Annotated in this window: 14 protein-coding genes; all 14 read left to right on the forward strand. The window is 51.2% G+C overall.

The genetic code is table 11. The features are described from left to right. The first annotated feature begins 10 nt into the window (after nucleotides 1–10). The 14 genes from rpsA to IOD17_RS06485 all read left to right on the forward strand — a co-directional run bounded on the left by rpsA (nucleotide 11) and on the right by IOD17_RS06485 (nucleotide 16319). Complete coding sequence (rpsA, locus tag IOD17_RS06420; RefSeq protein ID WP_233684234.1) at nucleotides 11–1696, forward strand: 30S ribosomal protein S1; 1686 nt, start codon at nucleotides 11–13, stop codon at nucleotides 1694–1696. A gap of 228 nt (nucleotides 1697–1924) precedes the next feature. Further along, entirely contained in the window at nucleotides 1925–2209 is a 285-nt protein-coding gene (gene ihfB / locus IOD17_RS06425) for an integration host factor subunit beta (protein ID WP_090387490.1), read from the forward strand. 212 nt (nucleotides 2210–2421) lie between these two features. Next, a complete protein-coding gene (locus IOD17_RS06430) occupies nucleotides 2422–4218 on the forward strand; it encodes an ABC transporter ATP-binding protein (RefSeq protein WP_233684235.1) in 1797 nt (598 codons plus the stop codon). 15 nt (nucleotides 4219–4233) lie between these two features. Continuing rightward, nucleotides 4234–5235 carry a UDP-N-acetylglucosamine 4,6-dehydratase (inverting) gene (pseB, locus tag IOD17_RS06435; RefSeq protein ID WP_233684236.1) on the forward strand — a complete coding sequence of 334 codons (1002 nt, stop codon included), beginning with the start codon at nucleotides 4234–4236 and terminating at the stop codon, nucleotides 5233–5235. A gap of 2 nt (nucleotides 5236–5237) precedes the next feature. Beyond that, nucleotides 5238–6398: a UDP-4-amino-4,6-dideoxy-N-acetyl-beta-L-altrosamine transaminase gene (pseC, locus tag IOD17_RS06440; RefSeq protein WP_233684237.1), complete on the forward strand. Its 1161-nt coding sequence runs from the start codon at nucleotides 5238–5240 to the stop codon at nucleotides 6396–6398. Further along, nucleotides 6395–7261: an aldo/keto reductase gene (locus IOD17_RS06445; RefSeq protein ID WP_233684238.1), complete on the forward strand. Its 867-nt coding sequence runs from the start codon at nucleotides 6395–6397 to the stop codon at nucleotides 7259–7261. The genes pseC and IOD17_RS06445 overlap by 4 nt, the downstream gene beginning before the upstream one ends. Next, complete coding sequence (locus tag IOD17_RS06450; protein ID WP_233684239.1) at nucleotides 7258–9285, forward strand: aminotransferase class III-fold pyridoxal phosphate-dependent enzyme; 2028 nt, start codon at nucleotides 7258–7260, stop codon at nucleotides 9283–9285. The genes IOD17_RS06445 and IOD17_RS06450 overlap by 4 nt, the downstream gene beginning before the upstream one ends. A gap of 5 nt (nucleotides 9286–9290) precedes the next feature. Continuing rightward, nucleotides 9291–10388 carry a UDP-2,4-diacetamido-2,4,6-trideoxy-beta-L-altropyranose hydrolase gene (gene pseG / locus IOD17_RS06455; RefSeq protein ID WP_233684240.1) on the forward strand — a complete coding sequence of 366 codons (1098 nt, stop codon included), beginning with the start codon at nucleotides 9291–9293 and terminating at the stop codon, nucleotides 10386–10388. Between the two features lie 10 nt (nucleotides 10389–10398). Next, entirely contained in the window at nucleotides 10399–10920 is a 522-nt protein-coding gene (gene pseH, locus IOD17_RS06460; protein ID WP_325175660.1) for a UDP-4-amino-4,6-dideoxy-N-acetyl-beta-L-altrosamine N-acetyltransferase, read from the forward strand. A 2-nt stretch (nucleotides 10921–10922) separates the two neighbouring features. Continuing rightward, nucleotides 10923–11978 carry a pseudaminic acid synthase gene (gene pseI, locus IOD17_RS06465; RefSeq protein ID WP_233684241.1) on the forward strand — a complete coding sequence of 352 codons (1056 nt, stop codon included), beginning with the start codon at nucleotides 10923–10925 and terminating at the stop codon, nucleotides 11976–11978. Next, nucleotides 11975–13054 (forward strand): FemAB family protein, encoded by a 1080-nt coding sequence (locus IOD17_RS06470; protein WP_233684242.1) that lies wholly within the window; start codon nucleotides 11975–11977, stop codon nucleotides 13052–13054. Before pseI ends, IOD17_RS06470 begins: the two co-directional genes overlap by 4 nt. A 36-nt stretch (nucleotides 13055–13090) precedes the next feature. After that, complete coding sequence (locus tag IOD17_RS06475) at nucleotides 13091–14227, forward strand: polysaccharide pyruvyl transferase family protein (protein ID WP_233684243.1); 1137 nt, start codon at nucleotides 13091–13093, stop codon at nucleotides 14225–14227. A 5-nt stretch (nucleotides 14228–14232) separates the two neighbouring features. Then, nucleotides 14233–15570 carry a surface carbohydrate biosynthesis protein gene (locus IOD17_RS06480; protein WP_233684244.1) on the forward strand — a complete coding sequence of 446 codons (1338 nt, stop codon included), beginning with the start codon at nucleotides 14233–14235 and terminating at the stop codon, nucleotides 15568–15570. Between the two features lie 35 nt (nucleotides 15571–15605). Continuing rightward, entirely contained in the window at nucleotides 15606–16319 is a 714-nt protein-coding gene (locus tag IOD17_RS06485; RefSeq protein ID WP_233684245.1) for a class I SAM-dependent methyltransferase, read from the forward strand.

Below are 16319 nucleotides of genomic sequence, written 5' to 3' on the forward strand. Positions count from 1 at the left end.
AGGAATTAAAATGAGCGAAAGCTTTGCTGAACTGTTTGAAGAAAGCCTAAAAACCCTGAACCTTCAGGCTGGCTCGATCATCACCGCTATCATCGTCGACATCGATTACCAAGCTGGTTGGGTAACCGTTCACGCTGGTTTGAAGTCTGAAGGCCTCATCCCGCTTGAGCAGTTCCACAACGACGCTGGCGAGCTGACCATCAAGGTCGGTGACGAAGTTCACGTTGCCCTGGACGCGGTTGAAGATGGCTTTGGTGAAACAAAGCTGTCCCGCGAAAAAGCCAAACGTGCCGAGTGCTGGATCGTTCTGGAAGCAGCTTTCGCCGCTGAGGAAGTGGTTACGGGCGTTATCAACGGTAAGGTTAAGGGCGGCTTCACTGTCGACGTTAACGGCATCCGTGCGTTCCTCCCAGGTTCCTTGGTCGATGTCCGTCCGGTGCGTGATACCACCCACCTGGAAGGCAAAGAGCTCGAATTCAAAGTCATCAAGCTGGACCAGAAGCGCAACAACGTTGTTGTTTCCCGCCGCAGCGTTCTGGAAGCCGAGAACAGCGCCGAGCGCGAAGCTCTGCTGGAATCCCTGCAGGAAGGTCAGCAAGTCAAAGGTATCGTCAAAAACCTCACCGACTACGGCGCGTTCGTGGATCTGGGTGGCGTCGATGGCCTGCTGCACATCACCGACATGGCTTGGAAGCGCATCAAGCATCCGTCGGAAATCGTCAACGTTGGCGATGAAATCGACGTCAAGATCCTCAAGTACGATCGCGAGCGCAACCGTGTTTCCCTCGGCCTCAAGCAGCTGGGCGAAGATCCATGGGTTGCCATCAAGGCGCGTTACCCGCAGGACACCCGTGTTACTGCGCGCGTAACCAATCTGACCGACTACGGCTGCTTCGCAGAGCTGGAAGAAGGCGTGGAAGGCCTGGTGCACGTATCCGAAATGGATTGGACCAACAAAAACATCCATCCTTCGAAGGTCGTTAACGTCGGCGACGAAGTGGAAGTTATGGTTCTGGATATCGACGAAGAGCGTCGTCGTATCTCCCTGGGTATCAAGCAGTGCAAAACCAACCCGTGGGAAGATTTCTCCGGTCAGTTCAACAAGGGCGACAAGATCTCCGGCACCATCAAGTCGATCACCGATTTCGGTATCTTCATTGGTCTGGATGGCGGCATCGACGGCCTCGTTCACCTGTCCGACATCTCCTGGAACGAAGTAGGTGAAGAAGCTGTACGCCGCTTCAAGAAGGGCGACGAGCTGGAAACCGTTATCCTCTCCGTTGATCCGGAGCGTGAGCGCATTTCCCTCGGCATCAAGCAGCTAGAAGAAGATCCGTTCTCCGACTACGTTGCTGTCAACGACAAAGGCACTATCGTTCGCGGTACTGTGAAAGAAGTTGACGCCAAGGGTGCAATCATCACTCTGGCTGATGGTATTGAAGCGACGCTGAAAGCCTCCGAAATCAGCCGTGATCGCGTTGAAGACGCGCGCAACGTGCTGAAAGAAGGCGAAGAAGTAGAAGCCAAGATCATCAGCGTTGACCGTAAGAGCCGCGTAATCAGCTTGTCGGTCAAGTCGAAAGACGTTGAAGACGAAAAAGAAGCAATCAAAGAAATGCGTAAGCAGGAAGTAGAAACTGCTGGTCCGACCACCATCGGTGATCTGATCCGTGCGCAAATGGAGAACCAGGGCTAATCCCTGACTCACCTGAAAAGGGCGACTTCGGTCGCCCTTTTTTGTGTCTGCCATGCATGGTAGACACCCCTTCTTGGTCGTCGCTACGCGACGTCATAAGTTGCTCCAGGCAATTTCTTGTGCCCTGAAAAGCGCTAAGGTGTTGTTTTATAGGCTGTTCAAAATCTGCAAGGCATGCTAAAACCTTCCTATCTAGTGATCTAGCCGCTTGAAAAAGAAGGGAAAACCATGACCAAGTCGGAGTTGATCGAGCGCATCGTTACCCATCAAGGGCAGCTCTCATCCAAGGATGTCGAGTTGGCGATCAAGACTATGCTTGAGCAAATGTCGCAGGCGTTATCGACCGGGGATCGGATCGAGATTCGCGGCTTTGGCAGCTTCTCATTGCACTATCGTGCGCCACGCGTTGGGCGTAACCCGAAGACCGGTGACTCGGTTCGGCTAGATGGCAAGTTTGTGCCGCACTTCAAGCCTGGCAAGGAGTTGCGTGATCGGGTGAATGAGGACGAGTAGTCCTTGGTGTGTTTCTTGGCTGTCTTTTAGGTTTTCTGTTTTTCTGCATCCTTGCTTTGCCTTTTCAGGCGGCGAGTCCCCTTCGTGTCGTGTAAAATATCTGGTCTTCAATCGGCGAGTGGCGCCGGTTGCGTCTGTGTGCGCTTATGTGGGTAGGCTGATGCCATCAGTTTCTGATATTTCAGCTTGTTCGTATTCGTTGTGAGGGTTTGATGTTCCAAGTTTTTAATAAGTTAAAGGGCCTGCTTAGCATAAGCGAAAGAAAGCGCGCTCTTCTCGTATTCTTGTTGATGCTAGGCACTGCATTCCTAGAAATGGTAGGTGTCGCCTCCATTATGCCGTTTGTGGCGGTTTTGTCTGATCCTCAAGCAGTTCAGAAGTATGATTATTTGAAGTATGCTTATGAGTTTATAGGATTTTCTAGCATCAAAAGCTTTTTGATTCTTTTAGGTTTTTTTGTTCTTTTCCTATTTGTTTTCAGTCTTGGGCTAAAAGCGTTTACTACTTATGCGGTGTTGCGTTTTTCAAATATGCGAGCGCACACGTTCTCATATCGGCTTTTGCAAGGTTATTTGTTTAAGCCCTACAGTTTTTTTCTGGGGCGAAATACTGCTGAGCTGAGCAAAAGAATATTTTCAGAGGTTGGTGAGGTCATAAACGGCGCCTTGATTCCTGCAATGAAAGTTGTTTCGGGTGGTTTGGTTGCAATTATGATTAGTCTGCTCTTGCTCGTTGTCGAGCCTGTGTTGACAGTTGTGGTTGGTGTGGTTCTGGGTGGGGCGTTTGTCGCTGTTTATGTTTCTACCCGCGGGCTTTTAAGACGTTTGGGCGAACGGCGTGTTTACACTAACGAGCGACGGTTCGTGTTGGCGGCAGAGGCTTTGAATGGTATCAAGGAGTTAAAGTTAATGGGGCGTGAGGGGAGCTACCTTGAGCGCTTTTCTCTTGTATCTAAGTCCTTTGCTAAAGATGTAACAATCAGCAAGGCTATAGGTGATTTACCACACTTTGCAATTCAGGCAATTGCTTTTGGTGGTGTTCTGGTTTTAGTCCTTTATCTTATGGGCGTGCATGGAGGGTTACAGGGCGCATTACCTGTCATTGCTCTATATGCTTTTGCGGGTTATCGGTTGCTGCCTGCATTTCAAGAAATATTTAAAAATATTACTCAGCTACGTTTTTATGATGCTGCGCTCGATAGCTTGGCCGAAGATCTAGAAACCTTGCCTGAAGAAGGGGGCTTGCAGGGTACGTCAGCGTCTTCCAATAAACTTGGCGGTGATATTTGCTTGGATAGCATCAGGTTTAGCTACTCAGGCTCAGGAAAGGAGTCTCTTTCAGATATCTCTATCTCCATACCAAAAGGTTCTAGTGCTGCCTTTGTTGGCAGTACAGGAGCAGGGAAAAGCACTCTGGTTGATGTGATTCTTGGTTTGATCAAGCCTTCGTCTGGGGCGCTTTCTGTTGGTGGTCATGTTGTACACGGTGCGCGGCTTCGAGATTGGCAATCCAATATAGGTTATGTGCCTCAAAATATTTTTCTTGCTGATACATCTGTTGCTGAAAATATTGCTTTTGGTGTTCCTGTTGATGCCATTGATATGGCAGCTGTCGAGAGAGCTGCCAAGGCAGCACACATTCATGATTTTATAGTGGAAGACCTGCCTCAAGGCTATCAGAGCTCTGTTGGAGAACGAGGGATTCGGTTGTCGGGTGGACAGCGTCAGCGCATAGGTATCGCGAGGGCTTTGTACCATGATCCAGATGTCGTGGTTTTTGACGAAGCTACAAGTGCTCTTGATAACGCGACCGAGTCCTCTGTGATGGAGGCGATAAATGAGTTGCGTGGTCAGAAGACTATTATTTTGATTGCTCATCGGCTTAGTACGGTTGAGCGATGCGATACCATTTTCATGCTTGAGCAAGGGAAAGTGTGCGCAAGTGGAAACTACAGTGAATTGATGTCAGGTAGTCAGCAGTTTGCTCGCCTGGCAAGCGGAAACTATTGATTGGGAGTTTGTCAGGTGTTTAATAATAAAACGGTGTTGATTACTGGTGGTACTGGTTCCTTTGGTAAAAAATACGTTAAGACGATTTTGGATCGTTACTCACCAAAAAAAATCATCATTTATTCTCGCGACGAATTGAAACAGTACGAAATGCAGCAAGAGTTTAATGCTGACTGCATGCGTTATTTTATAGGTGATGTGCGAGATAAAGAACGCATGATGCAGGCGATGCGGGGGGTGGATTTTGTCATCCACGCTGCTGCACTTAAGCAAGTGCCTGCTGCTGAATATAATCCGATGGAATGTATTAAAACCAATATTCACGGCGCAGAAAATGTTATTTATGCTGCTTTGGCCAATGATGTGGAACGGGTGATTGCTTTATCTACGGACAAGGCCGCGAACCCGATCAATTTGTATGGTGCAACAAAGCTTGCCTCTGACAAGCTTTTTGTTGCGGCAAATAACATGGCAGGTGGTCATAAAACTCAATTTGCAGTGGTTCGCTATGGCAATGTTGTTGGGTCTCGCGGCTCAGTTGTCCCATTTTTCAACAAGCTGATTGCTGAAGGTGCATCTAGCCTACCTATTACCGACGAACGCATGACGCGCTTCTGGATTACCTTGCAGGATGGTGTCGATTTCGTTCTGAAAAACTTTGAGCGTATGTACGGTGGTGAGATTTTTGTACCGAAGATTCCTTCTGTGCGAATTACTGATCTCGCTACTGCTATGGCCCCTGGCCTTGGACAAACGGTTATTGGTATTCGCCCGGGTGAAAAACTCCACGAAATAATGTGTCCTGCAGATGACTCACATTTGACACTGGAATTTTCTGACCATTACGTATTGCGACCAACCATTACATTTGCCAGTCGTACAAATGATTTCACTGTTAATAAACTTGGTGAGACCGGTGTTGCGGTTGCTCAAGGTTTTGAATATAACTCTGGTACAAATGCCGACTTTCTGTCGGTCGAGCAGATTGTTGAAATGAATAAGTTGGCTGAGGCCTGATCATGATTCCCTATGGTCGCCAGGATATCAATCAGGCAGATATTGACGCTGTTTTGTCGGTATTGCAGTCGGATTTTCTGACGCAGGGGCCACAGGTCCCTAATTTTGAAGGGGCGGTGGCTAACTATTGCAAGGCTGCTCATGCAGTTGCTGTCAATAGCGCAACTTCGGCTTTACACATTGCCTGTCTAGCTCTTGGACTTGGGCCGGGTGATCGTCTATGGACGAGCCCTGTGACGTTCGTCGCCTCTGCGAACTGCGGTTTGTACTGTGGGGCGGAAGTAGATTTTGTTGATATTGATCCTCAAACCTACAATCTTTGTCCAATCGCGCTTGAGCGTAAGTTAATTGAGGCGGAGCGGGTAGGTGCGTTGCCGAAGGTTCTAGTTGCTGTTCACCTCTGCGGACAGCCGTGCAATATGCAACAGGTTCATCGGCTTTCACAGCGGTATGGTTTCAGCGTCATTGAAGACGCTTCCCATGCCATTGGTGGTCGTTATAAAGGACTGCCTATTGGGAATTGCCAATTTAGCGATATAACCATATTCAGTTTTCATCCGGTCAAAATCATTACCACTGCTGAGGGTGGTATGGCTTTAACCAATAATGCGGTACTTGCTGAGCGTATGATGCTGTTGCGTAGTCATGGTATTACGCGTGATCCAGAGCAGATGACTCGTGCTGCTGACGGCCCCTGGTATTATCAGCAGATTGATCTTGGTTTTAATTATCGTATGACCGAGTTACAAGCTGCTCTAGGTGTTAGCCAAATGCAGCGCCTGGATCAGTACGTTGAGCGCCGTCACCAGTTAGCCAAACGTTATGATGAATTGTTGGTTGATTTACCTGTTTGTTGTCCCTGGCAGCATCCGGACAGCTATTCCGGTTTGCACCTTTATGTTATTCGCCTGCAACTTGGTAAAATTGCCAAGTCACACTGTCAGGTATTTGAAGCGTTGCGGGAGCAGGGCATTGGCGTCAATGTCCATTATATTCCAGTGCATACCCAGCCGTATTATCAGCGTCTAGGTTTCTCTGTGGGGGACTTTCCCGAGTCAGAGCTTTATTACTCGGAAGCAATCAGTCTACCGATGTATGCAACCATGACTGATACACAGCAGGATGAAGTAATAAATGTGCTAAAGCGTGTTCTATCTTCATGAGGCTTGCACTGGGTACTGTTCAGTTTGGTATGGCTTATGGCGTAGCTAATCAGCAAGGCCAAGTTGATCATGCTCGTGCGCAGGCAATTATCGAAACTGCGCGTCATGAAGGTATCGATACGCTTGATACGGCTATCGCCTATGGCGAAAGTGAGTCAGTATTAGGTCGGCTTAATCTGGACGGCTTTAAGCTAATTACCAAGCTGCCTGAACTTCCCGGCGATTGTTCTGATGTTATTGGTTGGGTCGAGGGACAATTGGCAGGCTCATTTGCTCGCTTGAATTGTACTGCGGTGCATGGTTTGTTATTGCATCGCCCAGCGCAATTGCTTGAAACGCAAGGTTCCAAACTTTATCGCGCGCTTGCAGAAATGAAAGCTCAAGGTCTTGTAGAGAAAGTCGGTATCTCGATTTATGAGCCGCAAGAGCTGGATAAAATTTTTGCGAGTATGGACTTTGACGTGGTGCAGGCGCCTTTCAATATCCTCGATACACGTCTCATAGATTCTGGCTGGTTGCAGCGTCTGCCTGAGCGAGGTACCGAGCTTCATGTACGTTCGGTGTTTATGCAGGGGCTGCTGTTGATGGCTGCTGCCGAGCGCCCCAGCAAATTTGCGCGCTGGGACTCACTCTGGCAGGAGTGGCATCACTGGCTTAATAGTGAAGGTTTGTCGCCTGTGCAAGCCTGCTTGCGTCATGCGTTGTCATTCAACGAAATTTCCCGGATTGTGGTTGGGGTTGATACTGCGGCTCAGTTACAGGAAATAGCGTCAGCGGCTAACGGTCTGTTACCCGCTATGCCCAGTACACTTTGCAGTAGTGATCCTGACCTGTTGAATCCCTCTCGCTGGAATCAGCTATGAAAGTTGTTGCTGTCGTTCAGGCCCGTATGGGCTCGACTCGCTTACCGAACAAGGTGATGAAGCCAATCGGCGGCATTCCCATGATCGAGTTGTTGTTGGCAAGGCTTGCGCGTGCCGCACGTCTTGATGAAATCGTTTTGGCTACTTCTGTAGAGGCATGCAATCTGCCATTGGCTGAGCATGTTCGTGGGTTAGGGTATCGCTGCATACAGGGTAGCGAGGATGATGTGCTTGCCCGCTATCTGCTGGCTGGCGAAGAAAGCGCAGCAGATGTAGTGGTGCGAATTACCGGGGACTGCCCCTTGGTCGATCCCGCTCTTGTCGACCACGCTGTCAGCCAGTTTCTAGCATCTGATGTTGACTACCTGAGCAATGTTAAGCCGGCGACATTCCCGGATGGTCTCGATATCGAGGTTTTCAGGTTTGCCGCTCTCAAGCAGGCTGCTAGAGAAAGCGATCAAGCATTTGACCATGAGCATGTAACGCCTTATTTGCGTGAGTCGGGGCGTTTTACTCAGGCCTCGATGGAATATGAAGAAGACTTGTCCGGTTTGCGCTGGACCGTTGATGAGCCGGCTGACTTTGTAGTGATTGAGCGTGTCTTTACACACTTTTCCCCCGATCAACACTTTACTTGGCAGCAAGTGCTTGAGCTGCAACGTACGCAGCCGCATCTGTTTGCAGATAACCATCAATTGAAACGAAATGAAGGAGCGGTGATGGGCACCGGTCAGAAATTGTGGAAACGTGCCAAACAGGTTATTCCTGGCGGCAATATGCTTCTTTCCAAGCGTGCGGAAATGTTCCTGCCGGAGCAGTGGCCAGCCTATTTCAGCAAAGCCAAGGGCTGTAAGGTCTGGGATCTGGACGGCAACGAATACACCGATATGTTCATTATGGGCATCGGTACAAATACTCTCGGTTATGGTGATCCCGAAGTTGATGATGCTGTTCGTCGGACTATCGACAGCGGCAATATGTCGACCTTCAACTGTCCGGAAGAAGTCTACCTGGCTGAAAAGCTGGTTGAGTTGCACCCTTGGGCTGACATGGTGCGTTTTGCCCGCTCTGGCGGTGAGGCCAATGCCATTGCCATTCGTATTGCTCGCGCAGCTTCGGGGCGCGATAAGGTTGCAATCTGCGGCTATCACGGTTGGCACGACTGGTATCTATCGGCCAATTTGGGTGATGACAAGAACCTGGCGGGTCACCTGTTGCCAGGTCTTGAGCCAAAAGGTGTACCTGCGAACCTACGCGGCACGGTTTTTCCGTTCAACTACAACAACTTTGCCGAGTTGCAAGCGCTGGTCGATGCCCATGATATTGGCGTGATCAAGATGGAAGTGTCGCGTAACCGTGGGCCGGAAGATAACTTCCTGCACAAGGTGCGTCAGTTGGCGACCGAGCGTGGCATCGTATTGATTTTTGATGAATGCACTTCTGGTTTCCGTCAGACCTTTGGTGGCCTGCATAAAATTTATGGCGTTGAGCCCGATATGGCAATGTTCGGCAAGGCATTGGGTAATGGTTATGCCATTACTGCCACTATCGGTAAGCGTGAGGTCATGGAAGCTGCACAAGGGACATTTATCAGCAGTACGTTCTGGACTGAGCGCATCGGGCCGACCGCTGCTCTGAAAACGCTTGAGGTCATGGAGCGTGTTAAGTCCTGGGAAAGCATTACTCAGACAGGGCTCGACATCACCGCTAAATGGCAGGAACTGGCGCGTAAACACGAGCTATCCATCACCACTAACGGCTTGCCCGCGTTGACTGGTTTTGCCTTCAACAGCCCAGACAATCTGGCCTATAAAACCCTGATTACTCAGGAAATGCTGAGTAAGGGTTATCTGGCAGGCACCAGTGTGTATGTCTGTACTCAGCATACGCCTGAGGTGGTGGATGGCTACTTTGCTGCCCTTGACCCTATCTTTGGCTTGATCAAGGAGTGTGAAGAAGGCCGTGCAGTGCAGGGCTTGCTCAAAGGGCCAGTGTGCCATGGCGGCTTCAAGCGCTTGAACTGACCTTGATGAAGGTTGCCTTTCGAGTGGATGCCTCGCTGCAAATGGGCAGCGGGCATGTCATGCGTTGCTTGACCTTGGCCAAGGCTTTGCGTGCTATGGGCGCTGAGTGTCATTTTCTCTGTCGTGAACACCAGGGAAATATGCTTGGGCAGATTCGGGCCGCAGGTCACCATATCCATCCGCTTGCGCTAGTCGAGGACTCTGCTGTTGTTCAGGCGCAGCAGGGAACTCTGGCCCATGCAGCCTGGCTGGGTACTTCGCAGCAAGAGGATGCCCAGCAAAGTATTGATGTCCTGCAAAGCTTGCAGCTCGATTGGTTGGTGGTTGATCACTATGCGCTGGATGCTTGCTGGCATCGACAATTGCGAGCACTTTGCAGGAACCTGATGGTGATTGATGATCTGGCAGATCGCGAACATGACTGCGATCTGCTGCTTGATCAAACCTTTGGGCGTCATGTGGCTGATTACCAAAGGTTGGTGCCTGAGAACTGCAAGCTGCTCTGTGGTTCTCGCTTTGCCTTGCTTAGGCCTGAATTTGCCGCGCTGCGCCTTGATAGCCTTGCTCGTCGCGCCAAACAGAGCGTGATTAAGCACATACTCATTACCATGGGCGGAGTTGATCAGGCTAATGCGACAGCCGCAGTGCTGGACGCGCTAGCTGAGGTAGCGCATGTGGCAGCGTTACGGGTCACCGTGGTGATGGGGGCTAAGGCTCCCTGGCTGGAAGCTGTGCGTCAGCAAGTTCTGCAATTGCCATTTGCGGTTGACGTGTTAGTTGACCGGCATGATATGGCCGACCTTATGGCAATGGCCGACTTTGCAATTGGTGCGGCAGGTTCGACGGCCTGGGAGCGTTGCTGCCTTGGTCTGCCTTGCATCATGGTGATATTGGCGGACAACCAACGGACAGTCGCAGCCGGGTTGCAAGCTGCAGGTGCGGCGCAAGTGATTGCGGGTACCGACGCTATTCGAGACCAGCTACCAGGTTTGTTTGCTGCGTTCCTTGAGAAGCCACAACGTATTCAGGAAATGTCCATGGCTGCTAGTCAGATCACCGATGGTGCGGGCGTGCAGGCGGTTGTCCAGGCTCTAGGTGTGTGAGGTCGACTCTGTGAGTGATTTGTTGCCGCTGCTGCGTACCATGCAGGAAGGGGATCTGTCTCTCGTGCTGGCATGGCGTAACCATCCTGACGTGCGCCAGTTTATGTATAGCCAGCACGAGATCAGTCCGCTTGAACATGCACGTTGGTTTGCCAGTGCCTCACAGGACCCGCAACGTGCCCTGCTGATCTATCAGATTGATGGTACGCCTCAAGGGTTTGTCAGTTTTCATCGCGTGCGTGCTTCAGCTATCGCTGAATGGGGCTTCTACTTAGCTCCGGATGCTCAGCGCGGGACGGGACATGCGCTAGGGCGTGCAGCTTTGGATTACGCCTTCACTACGCTGAATCTGCACAAGGTGTGTGCCGAGGCGTTGGGCTTTAATGAGCGCTCGCGTCGCTTTCATGAGCGCCTGGGGTTTCAGCAGGAGGGCATACTGCGTGATCACTATTTTGACGGCAGCCGGTATCATGCCGTTCATTGTTTCGGGCTCCTGGCCAATGAGTGGTGCAGGGGCGCTTCGGAGAGTTGAGTATGTCAGTGCATCCCTCTATCAGTATTGCCGGGCGACGTATTGGTCTGGATGAGCCGCCTTATGTGATTGCCGAACTGTCGGCGAACCACAACGGCAGCTTGGATACTGCCAAGCGCATCATGACCGCTGCCAAAGCGGCGGGTGCCGATGCGATCAAATTGCAAACCTATCGCCCGGATACCATTACCCTGAATTGTGACTCCAGTGATTTTCAGATTCATGGTGGGTTGTGGGACGGCAAGACGCTTTACAAACTCTATGAAGAAGCCCATATGCCCTGGGAATGGCATGCGGTGTTGTTTGAGCATGCTCGGCAACTGGGCATCACCACCTTCAGCTCCCCGTTTGATACAACCGCAGTGGATCTGCTTGAGGATCTCAACGCGCCAGCCTACAAAATTGCCTCATTCGAAGCTGTGGATCTGCCACTGATCAAATACGCTGCCGCCACCGGTAAGCCGATGATCATTTCCACAGGCATGGCCGACTCCGAGGAAATCAGTGAAGCCATTGATGCAGCGCGTGCCGGTGGTTGTAAAGAACTCGCTATCCTGCACTGCGTTAGCGGTTACCCGGCCCCCGCCGAAGATTACAACCTGCGCACGCTGCCGGACATGATTGAGCGTTTTGGTCTGGTTACCGGCTTGTCTGACCATACCCTGGACAACACCACGGCTATCGCCAGCGTTGTGCTGGGCGCGTCAATTATTGAAAAACACTTCACGCTGGATCGCAGTGGCGGTGGCCCGGATGACAGCTTCTCTCTGGAACCTTCAGAGTTGGCTGCGCTGTGCCGCGATAGCCGTACGGCCTGGCAAGCGCTCGGACGAGTGGACTATGGCCGCAAGTCCAGCGAACAGGGTAATGCCCAGTTCCGCCGTTCGCTGTACTTCGTTGCAACCGGCAAGGCTGGAGATCTGATTACCGCTGATATGGTGCGCAGTGTGCGGCCTGGTTTTGGGCTACCACCGAAGATGCTGGATCAGGTTGTTGGCAAGCGTTTAAGCCGCGATGTGCATTATGGCATGCCGGTAACCCATGAGGCGCTACTGTGACGGCGGAGCAGGTTAGTACACGAGCTCAGAGCAAGCCTGAGGAGATACTGCTGCAGTTGGCAAGCGAGCACGGGCTGCATGTCAGTTTAAGAGCGGCAAGTGTTCCTGAATGGAATCAGGTGCTTGAACAGGCGGCCTATGTTCCGGTGTTTTATTCCCATGCCATGCTCGATTACCAGGGGGCCTATTACAGCGGGCAGGGTAGTGCATGGCAGGATTGTTCACTGGTTTTGTTCAATGACCGTAAGGCATGCGCTGTTTGGCCTTTGAGCCTGGCTTTCGATAGACAGCAGTGGCGTCTCAGCAGTGCCGGCGACGCTATTCTCGGCCCGTTGTTCAGTCAGCGGTTATCAAACAAGAGCGTCAAGTCGTTAGTAACTGCATGCCACGCTCTGTTGAACGCATTTGCCGCGCAGATGGAGTGTGACGCGCTGTACCAGGAGTCATTTCGAGATAGCCTCGGGCTCAGTGAATGGTATTCGCGAGTTGTGCAGGACGCGCGTCCCAAAGCGGTTCGGCATGATCTCTATATTGATCTGCGCCCCGATCTGAATGAGATTCGCGGGCATTTCCGCAAGAGCTACAAACCGCTGATTTCCTCGGGGGAAAAACTCTGGAAGGTTACCGTCTGCCGGGATTACGAGCCGGCAGTTTGGGAAGAGTTTCGCTTGTTACACCTGGCTGTTGCTGGGCGGGCCACTCGCTCCTTACAAAGTTGGGATGCGCAATTGCAGGCAATAGCAACGCGTGCAGCATTTCTGGTTTATCTGCGTGATCCAGAAGGGCGCATGGTTGGCGCTGGGCTCTTTCATGTTACGCGTGATGAGGGGTTATATGCCGTAGCAGCTTATGACCGAGCGTTATTCGATAAGCCTCTGGGGCATGTGGTGCAATACCACGCCATCCTGGAAATGAAAAACCGTCACTTGCGTTGGTACAGGCTCGGAAGTCGGGTATTTCCCGGGGATGAGCCTCAACCATCGGCCAAGGAACTCTCCATCGCGGATTTCAAACAGGGCTTTGCCAGCCATATGTTTCCGCGTATTGAATTGCACAAAGCCTGTAATCAGGCCTGAGCCTTCGCGCACAACAGCAGCCAGAGTAGTTAATGCATGAGAACGATTTCCCCGCTGGTGAGTGCCTGGGTTGGCCGCGGTAATTTTGGTGATGAGCTGCTTTCCTACGGGCTGCGTTTGGAACTCTATCAGGCGTCTGCCGTGGCCTCGGTGAGCTACTACGAGCAAGGCGCATCTTCAATTTACCGCGCCCCTGATGATGCTCCCATTCAGGTCTGCAACGTTGCCGGGCAGTCGCGCTGGGTAAGGCTTTACAAGCGCTATACGCAATCCTGTTCTGCCTATGACAGTCTGTTTTTCGGTGGCGGATCGGTCTTGCACTCAGCTAATAGCATTGCCTGGAAACACGATCTTTTACGACGTTTTAGAGCCGGGCGTTCAAGCGCTGCGTTGCTTTCGGCGGCGGTTGGCATATCGCTTGGCCCCTTCCCTGACGTTCAGGCTGAGCGGCAAGCAAAAGCCTTTCTGGCAGAGCTGGATGTGGTGCATTGCCGAGATGCGCTATCTGCTGACTTTGCACGACAGATTCACAATGGACCTGAGGTGATTGAAGGGCGTGATCTGGCCTTCTCGGTTCGAGCGCTGCGCCCTGATATGTTCGCAGTGACAAAACAACGAGAGCGCATCGGTGCTTCTTTTATCCTGAGCCCGAAGCTGGGCGAGGAGCAGCAGCGCGAGCAGTTCAGCAAGATGTTGGCGTTGATAAATTACCTTACTGCTGCTGGGCATCAGGTGCTCTTGGCATCTCTTTATTCCGGCGAAAAATATGCGGACAACCGCTTGCATCAGCGTTTGCGTGAGGCCGCCACGCAGCCGGAACTGGTTGAATTGCATGATTATGTTGGTGATGTTCGGGCCACGGCTGAAAAAATTGCTTCCTGCAGTTTTTATCTGTCCATGCGCCTGCATGGTGTGATTACCGCCTATCTGTCCGGAACCCCTTTCTTTGCGCTTAACCGTCATCCCAAAGTGCGCGAGTTTTGCTCGGCTGTGCTGGGGCAGCAGGCAGAGATTTGCCAGGGTGACTTGAGCCTCGCGACTCCGGAGTTACTTGAGCGCTTGGAAATGGCCTTACAATCTGTGCCGGCTCAGCCTCGTTATGAATCCCAGAGTGATAGTCGTTATGCCGACTCCAGTATGGCTTTGATGGCTCGACTGAGGGCAATGGTGTGAGTGACGTGAAACAAGCCAAGCCGACGATTTACTTGCCGGTAGAAATCAAGGCTCGAGAGTTCAAGGCCAAGGTGCTGTTGGCAATGATTGCCGCTCGCCAGGGGTTTCGAGTGTATCTCGGCAGCAAGGTGTCAATTGACCGGCTTGTTCGAGAGAAATCAGGCAACGGCGGGATTTATTTTTACAAAGGTGGCAAAGCTGCAAAAGACTTGCAGGCAATCAAGCAGCGCACTGAGCGATTTGTGGTGCTGGATGAGGAGCTAGGACCTGCGGTGCAGGATCTAGGGTATTTCTATAAACGTAGGATTTATCCGGGAACCGAGGACTATGTAGACAGGCTTTATGTGATTGGAGAAGTGCACCGTGAGGTGATTGCTCAGGTGCGGCCACAGTTGCTGGACAAGGTAGAAGTAACCGGTTGGCCCAGAGTGGATCTGTGGCGCGCAGATTTCAAAATCCCTTACGCCTCAGACATTCAAAACTTGCAAGCTCGTTTCGGTCAGTTTCTGCTGTTCTCTTCGGATTTTGGCATTCTTTCAGAGCAGACCATCAACCAGGAAATTGCACGTTTACGTCAGGTGAAGTCTTCACAGGAAGAATACGATCACTATGAGCGCTCAATGCGTGCGGCCTATGCTGATTTCCTTGATTTTGTTGAGTTAGTCAAACGCATGGACGCTGATCCGGAGTTTCCCCCCCTGATCATTCGTCCTCATCCGTCTGAGGATATTCGTCTTTGGCACAAGCACCTCTCCGGGTTGCAGCGAGTAAAAATCATTTTTGAAGGGGAAATCAGCCCCTGGCTCTATGCTTCGTGTGGTCTGTTGCATCGCGGTTGCACCACTGCCGTGCAAGCCTATGTTGGTAAAACGCCGGTGTTGTACTGGGTAGGTGGGCAGGCGGCTATTAAGCATGAGACGCTGTCCTATCAAGTATCGCAGCCAGTGGCTGACTATTTGGCGCTCAAGCAGGCCTGTCAGGCCATAATCTCGGGCGATTTCGAATTAGCGGCGTCAGTTGAAGTGGACAGCAAACTGTGTGTCGGTGAGCAACTGGCCTGCGACAGGATAGTCGCTTCGCTGAAAGATCTAGCTGTTGCAAGTGAGGTGCCCTTTTGCTTGCCAAACTGGAAGCAAAAATTGCGTTTTATTTGGGGGCGTGCAAACGAGTACCGTGAAACGCGTGGTTGGGGTTATGCCAGGCAAAAATTGGCTAAGGCTCAGCGCAAAATGGCAGGTGGTATTCATCAGCAGGAAGTTTCTGAAGTTGCCTATAAATTGATGCCTGGGTTCTCGGGATCAATAGTCGAACGTGATTTCAATTTGATCGAGGTGGAGGCCTAAAGGCCTTTGATTTGAACTACGAATGTGGGTGTTAGATGGATATTGAAAAGGTTCAAGGATTTTATGAGGCCAGTTATTCGAGTCTGGGATTTTCTGCGCAGCGTAAATACCCTAACGAAGAATTGTGTCGTTTTGTCGGGCGTAATTTTTCGCAACTATCCTCTGATCAAAAGCAGGCTGTGCGCGTGCTTGAAGTGGGCTGCGGTAGTGGTGCGAATCTATGGATGCTTGCCCGTGAAGGCTTCGATACCTTTGGTGTCGACCTGTCATCGGAGTCCTTGGCGCTGGCTGGGCAGATGCTTGAGAACTATGAGGCTAAAGCTTCTTTGAGCGCTGGTGATATGACTCAACTGGAGTTTCCCGATGGGTTTTTCCATACAGTAGTGGATGTCTTCTCCTCTAATTGTCTGGACGCTCAGAATGGGCAAGCGTTTATTAATAGTGTCAGCCGTGTCCTAGCAAAGGATGGGTTGTTCTTTTCCTATTTCCCGGCCAAGAGTTCAGAGGCTTTTATCAACCACAAGCCTGCCAGCATGCTTGATGATGACACTTTGTCCGGTATTTATCGAACTGACTCGCCCTTTGCTGGCAATCATTACCCCTTCCGTTTTCTCCACCCGTTGGAGTATGAGCAGATGTTGGTCGAGGCGGGTTTTGAAGTGCAATACAGTGAAGTGGTCAGTCGGACTTATGGTCGGCGTAAAGAGCAGTTTTCCTTTATTACCATTGAGGCTAGGAAAGTAAGCTGA

Source organism: Pseudomonas anguilliseptica (assembly GCF_021375795.1).
Lineage (GTDB): Bacteria > Pseudomonadota > Gammaproteobacteria > Pseudomonadales > Pseudomonadaceae > Aquipseudomonas > Aquipseudomonas anguilliseptica_A.

What these genes read in the sequence shown, in the direction of transcription:
- rpsA (WP_233684234.1), top strand. Translation starts at nt 11, where the DNA reads ATGAGCGAAAGCTTTGCTGAACTGTTTGAAGAAAGCCTAAAAACCCTG.
- ihfB (WP_090387490.1), top strand. Translation starts at nt 1,925, where the DNA reads ATGACCAAGTCGGAGTTGATCGAGCGCATCGTTACCCATCAAGGGCAG.
- IOD17_RS06430 (WP_233684235.1), top strand. Translation starts at nt 2,422, where the DNA reads ATGTTCCAAGTTTTTAATAAGTTAAAGGGCCTGCTTAGCATAAGCGAA.
- pseC (WP_233684237.1), top strand. Translation starts at nt 5,238, where the DNA reads ATGATTCCCTATGGTCGCCAGGATATCAATCAGGCAGATATTGACGCT.
- IOD17_RS06445 (WP_233684238.1), top strand. Translation starts at nt 6,395, where the DNA reads ATGAGGCTTGCACTGGGTACTGTTCAGTTTGGTATGGCTTATGGCGTA.
- IOD17_RS06450 (WP_233684239.1), top strand. Translation starts at nt 7,258, where the DNA reads ATGAAAGTTGTTGCTGTCGTTCAGGCCCGTATGGGCTCGACTCGCTTA.
- pseG (WP_233684240.1), top strand. Translation starts at nt 9,291, where the DNA reads ATGAAGGTTGCCTTTCGAGTGGATGCCTCGCTGCAAATGGGCAGCGGG.
- pseI (WP_233684241.1), top strand. Translation starts at nt 10,923, where the DNA reads ATGTCAGTGCATCCCTCTATCAGTATTGCCGGGCGACGTATTGGTCTG.
- IOD17_RS06475 (WP_233684243.1), top strand. Translation starts at nt 13,091, where the DNA reads ATGAGAACGATTTCCCCGCTGGTGAGTGCCTGGGTTGGCCGCGGTAAT.
- IOD17_RS06485 (WP_233684245.1), top strand. Translation starts at nt 15,606, where the DNA reads ATGGATATTGAAAAGGTTCAAGGATTTTATGAGGCCAGTTATTCGAGT.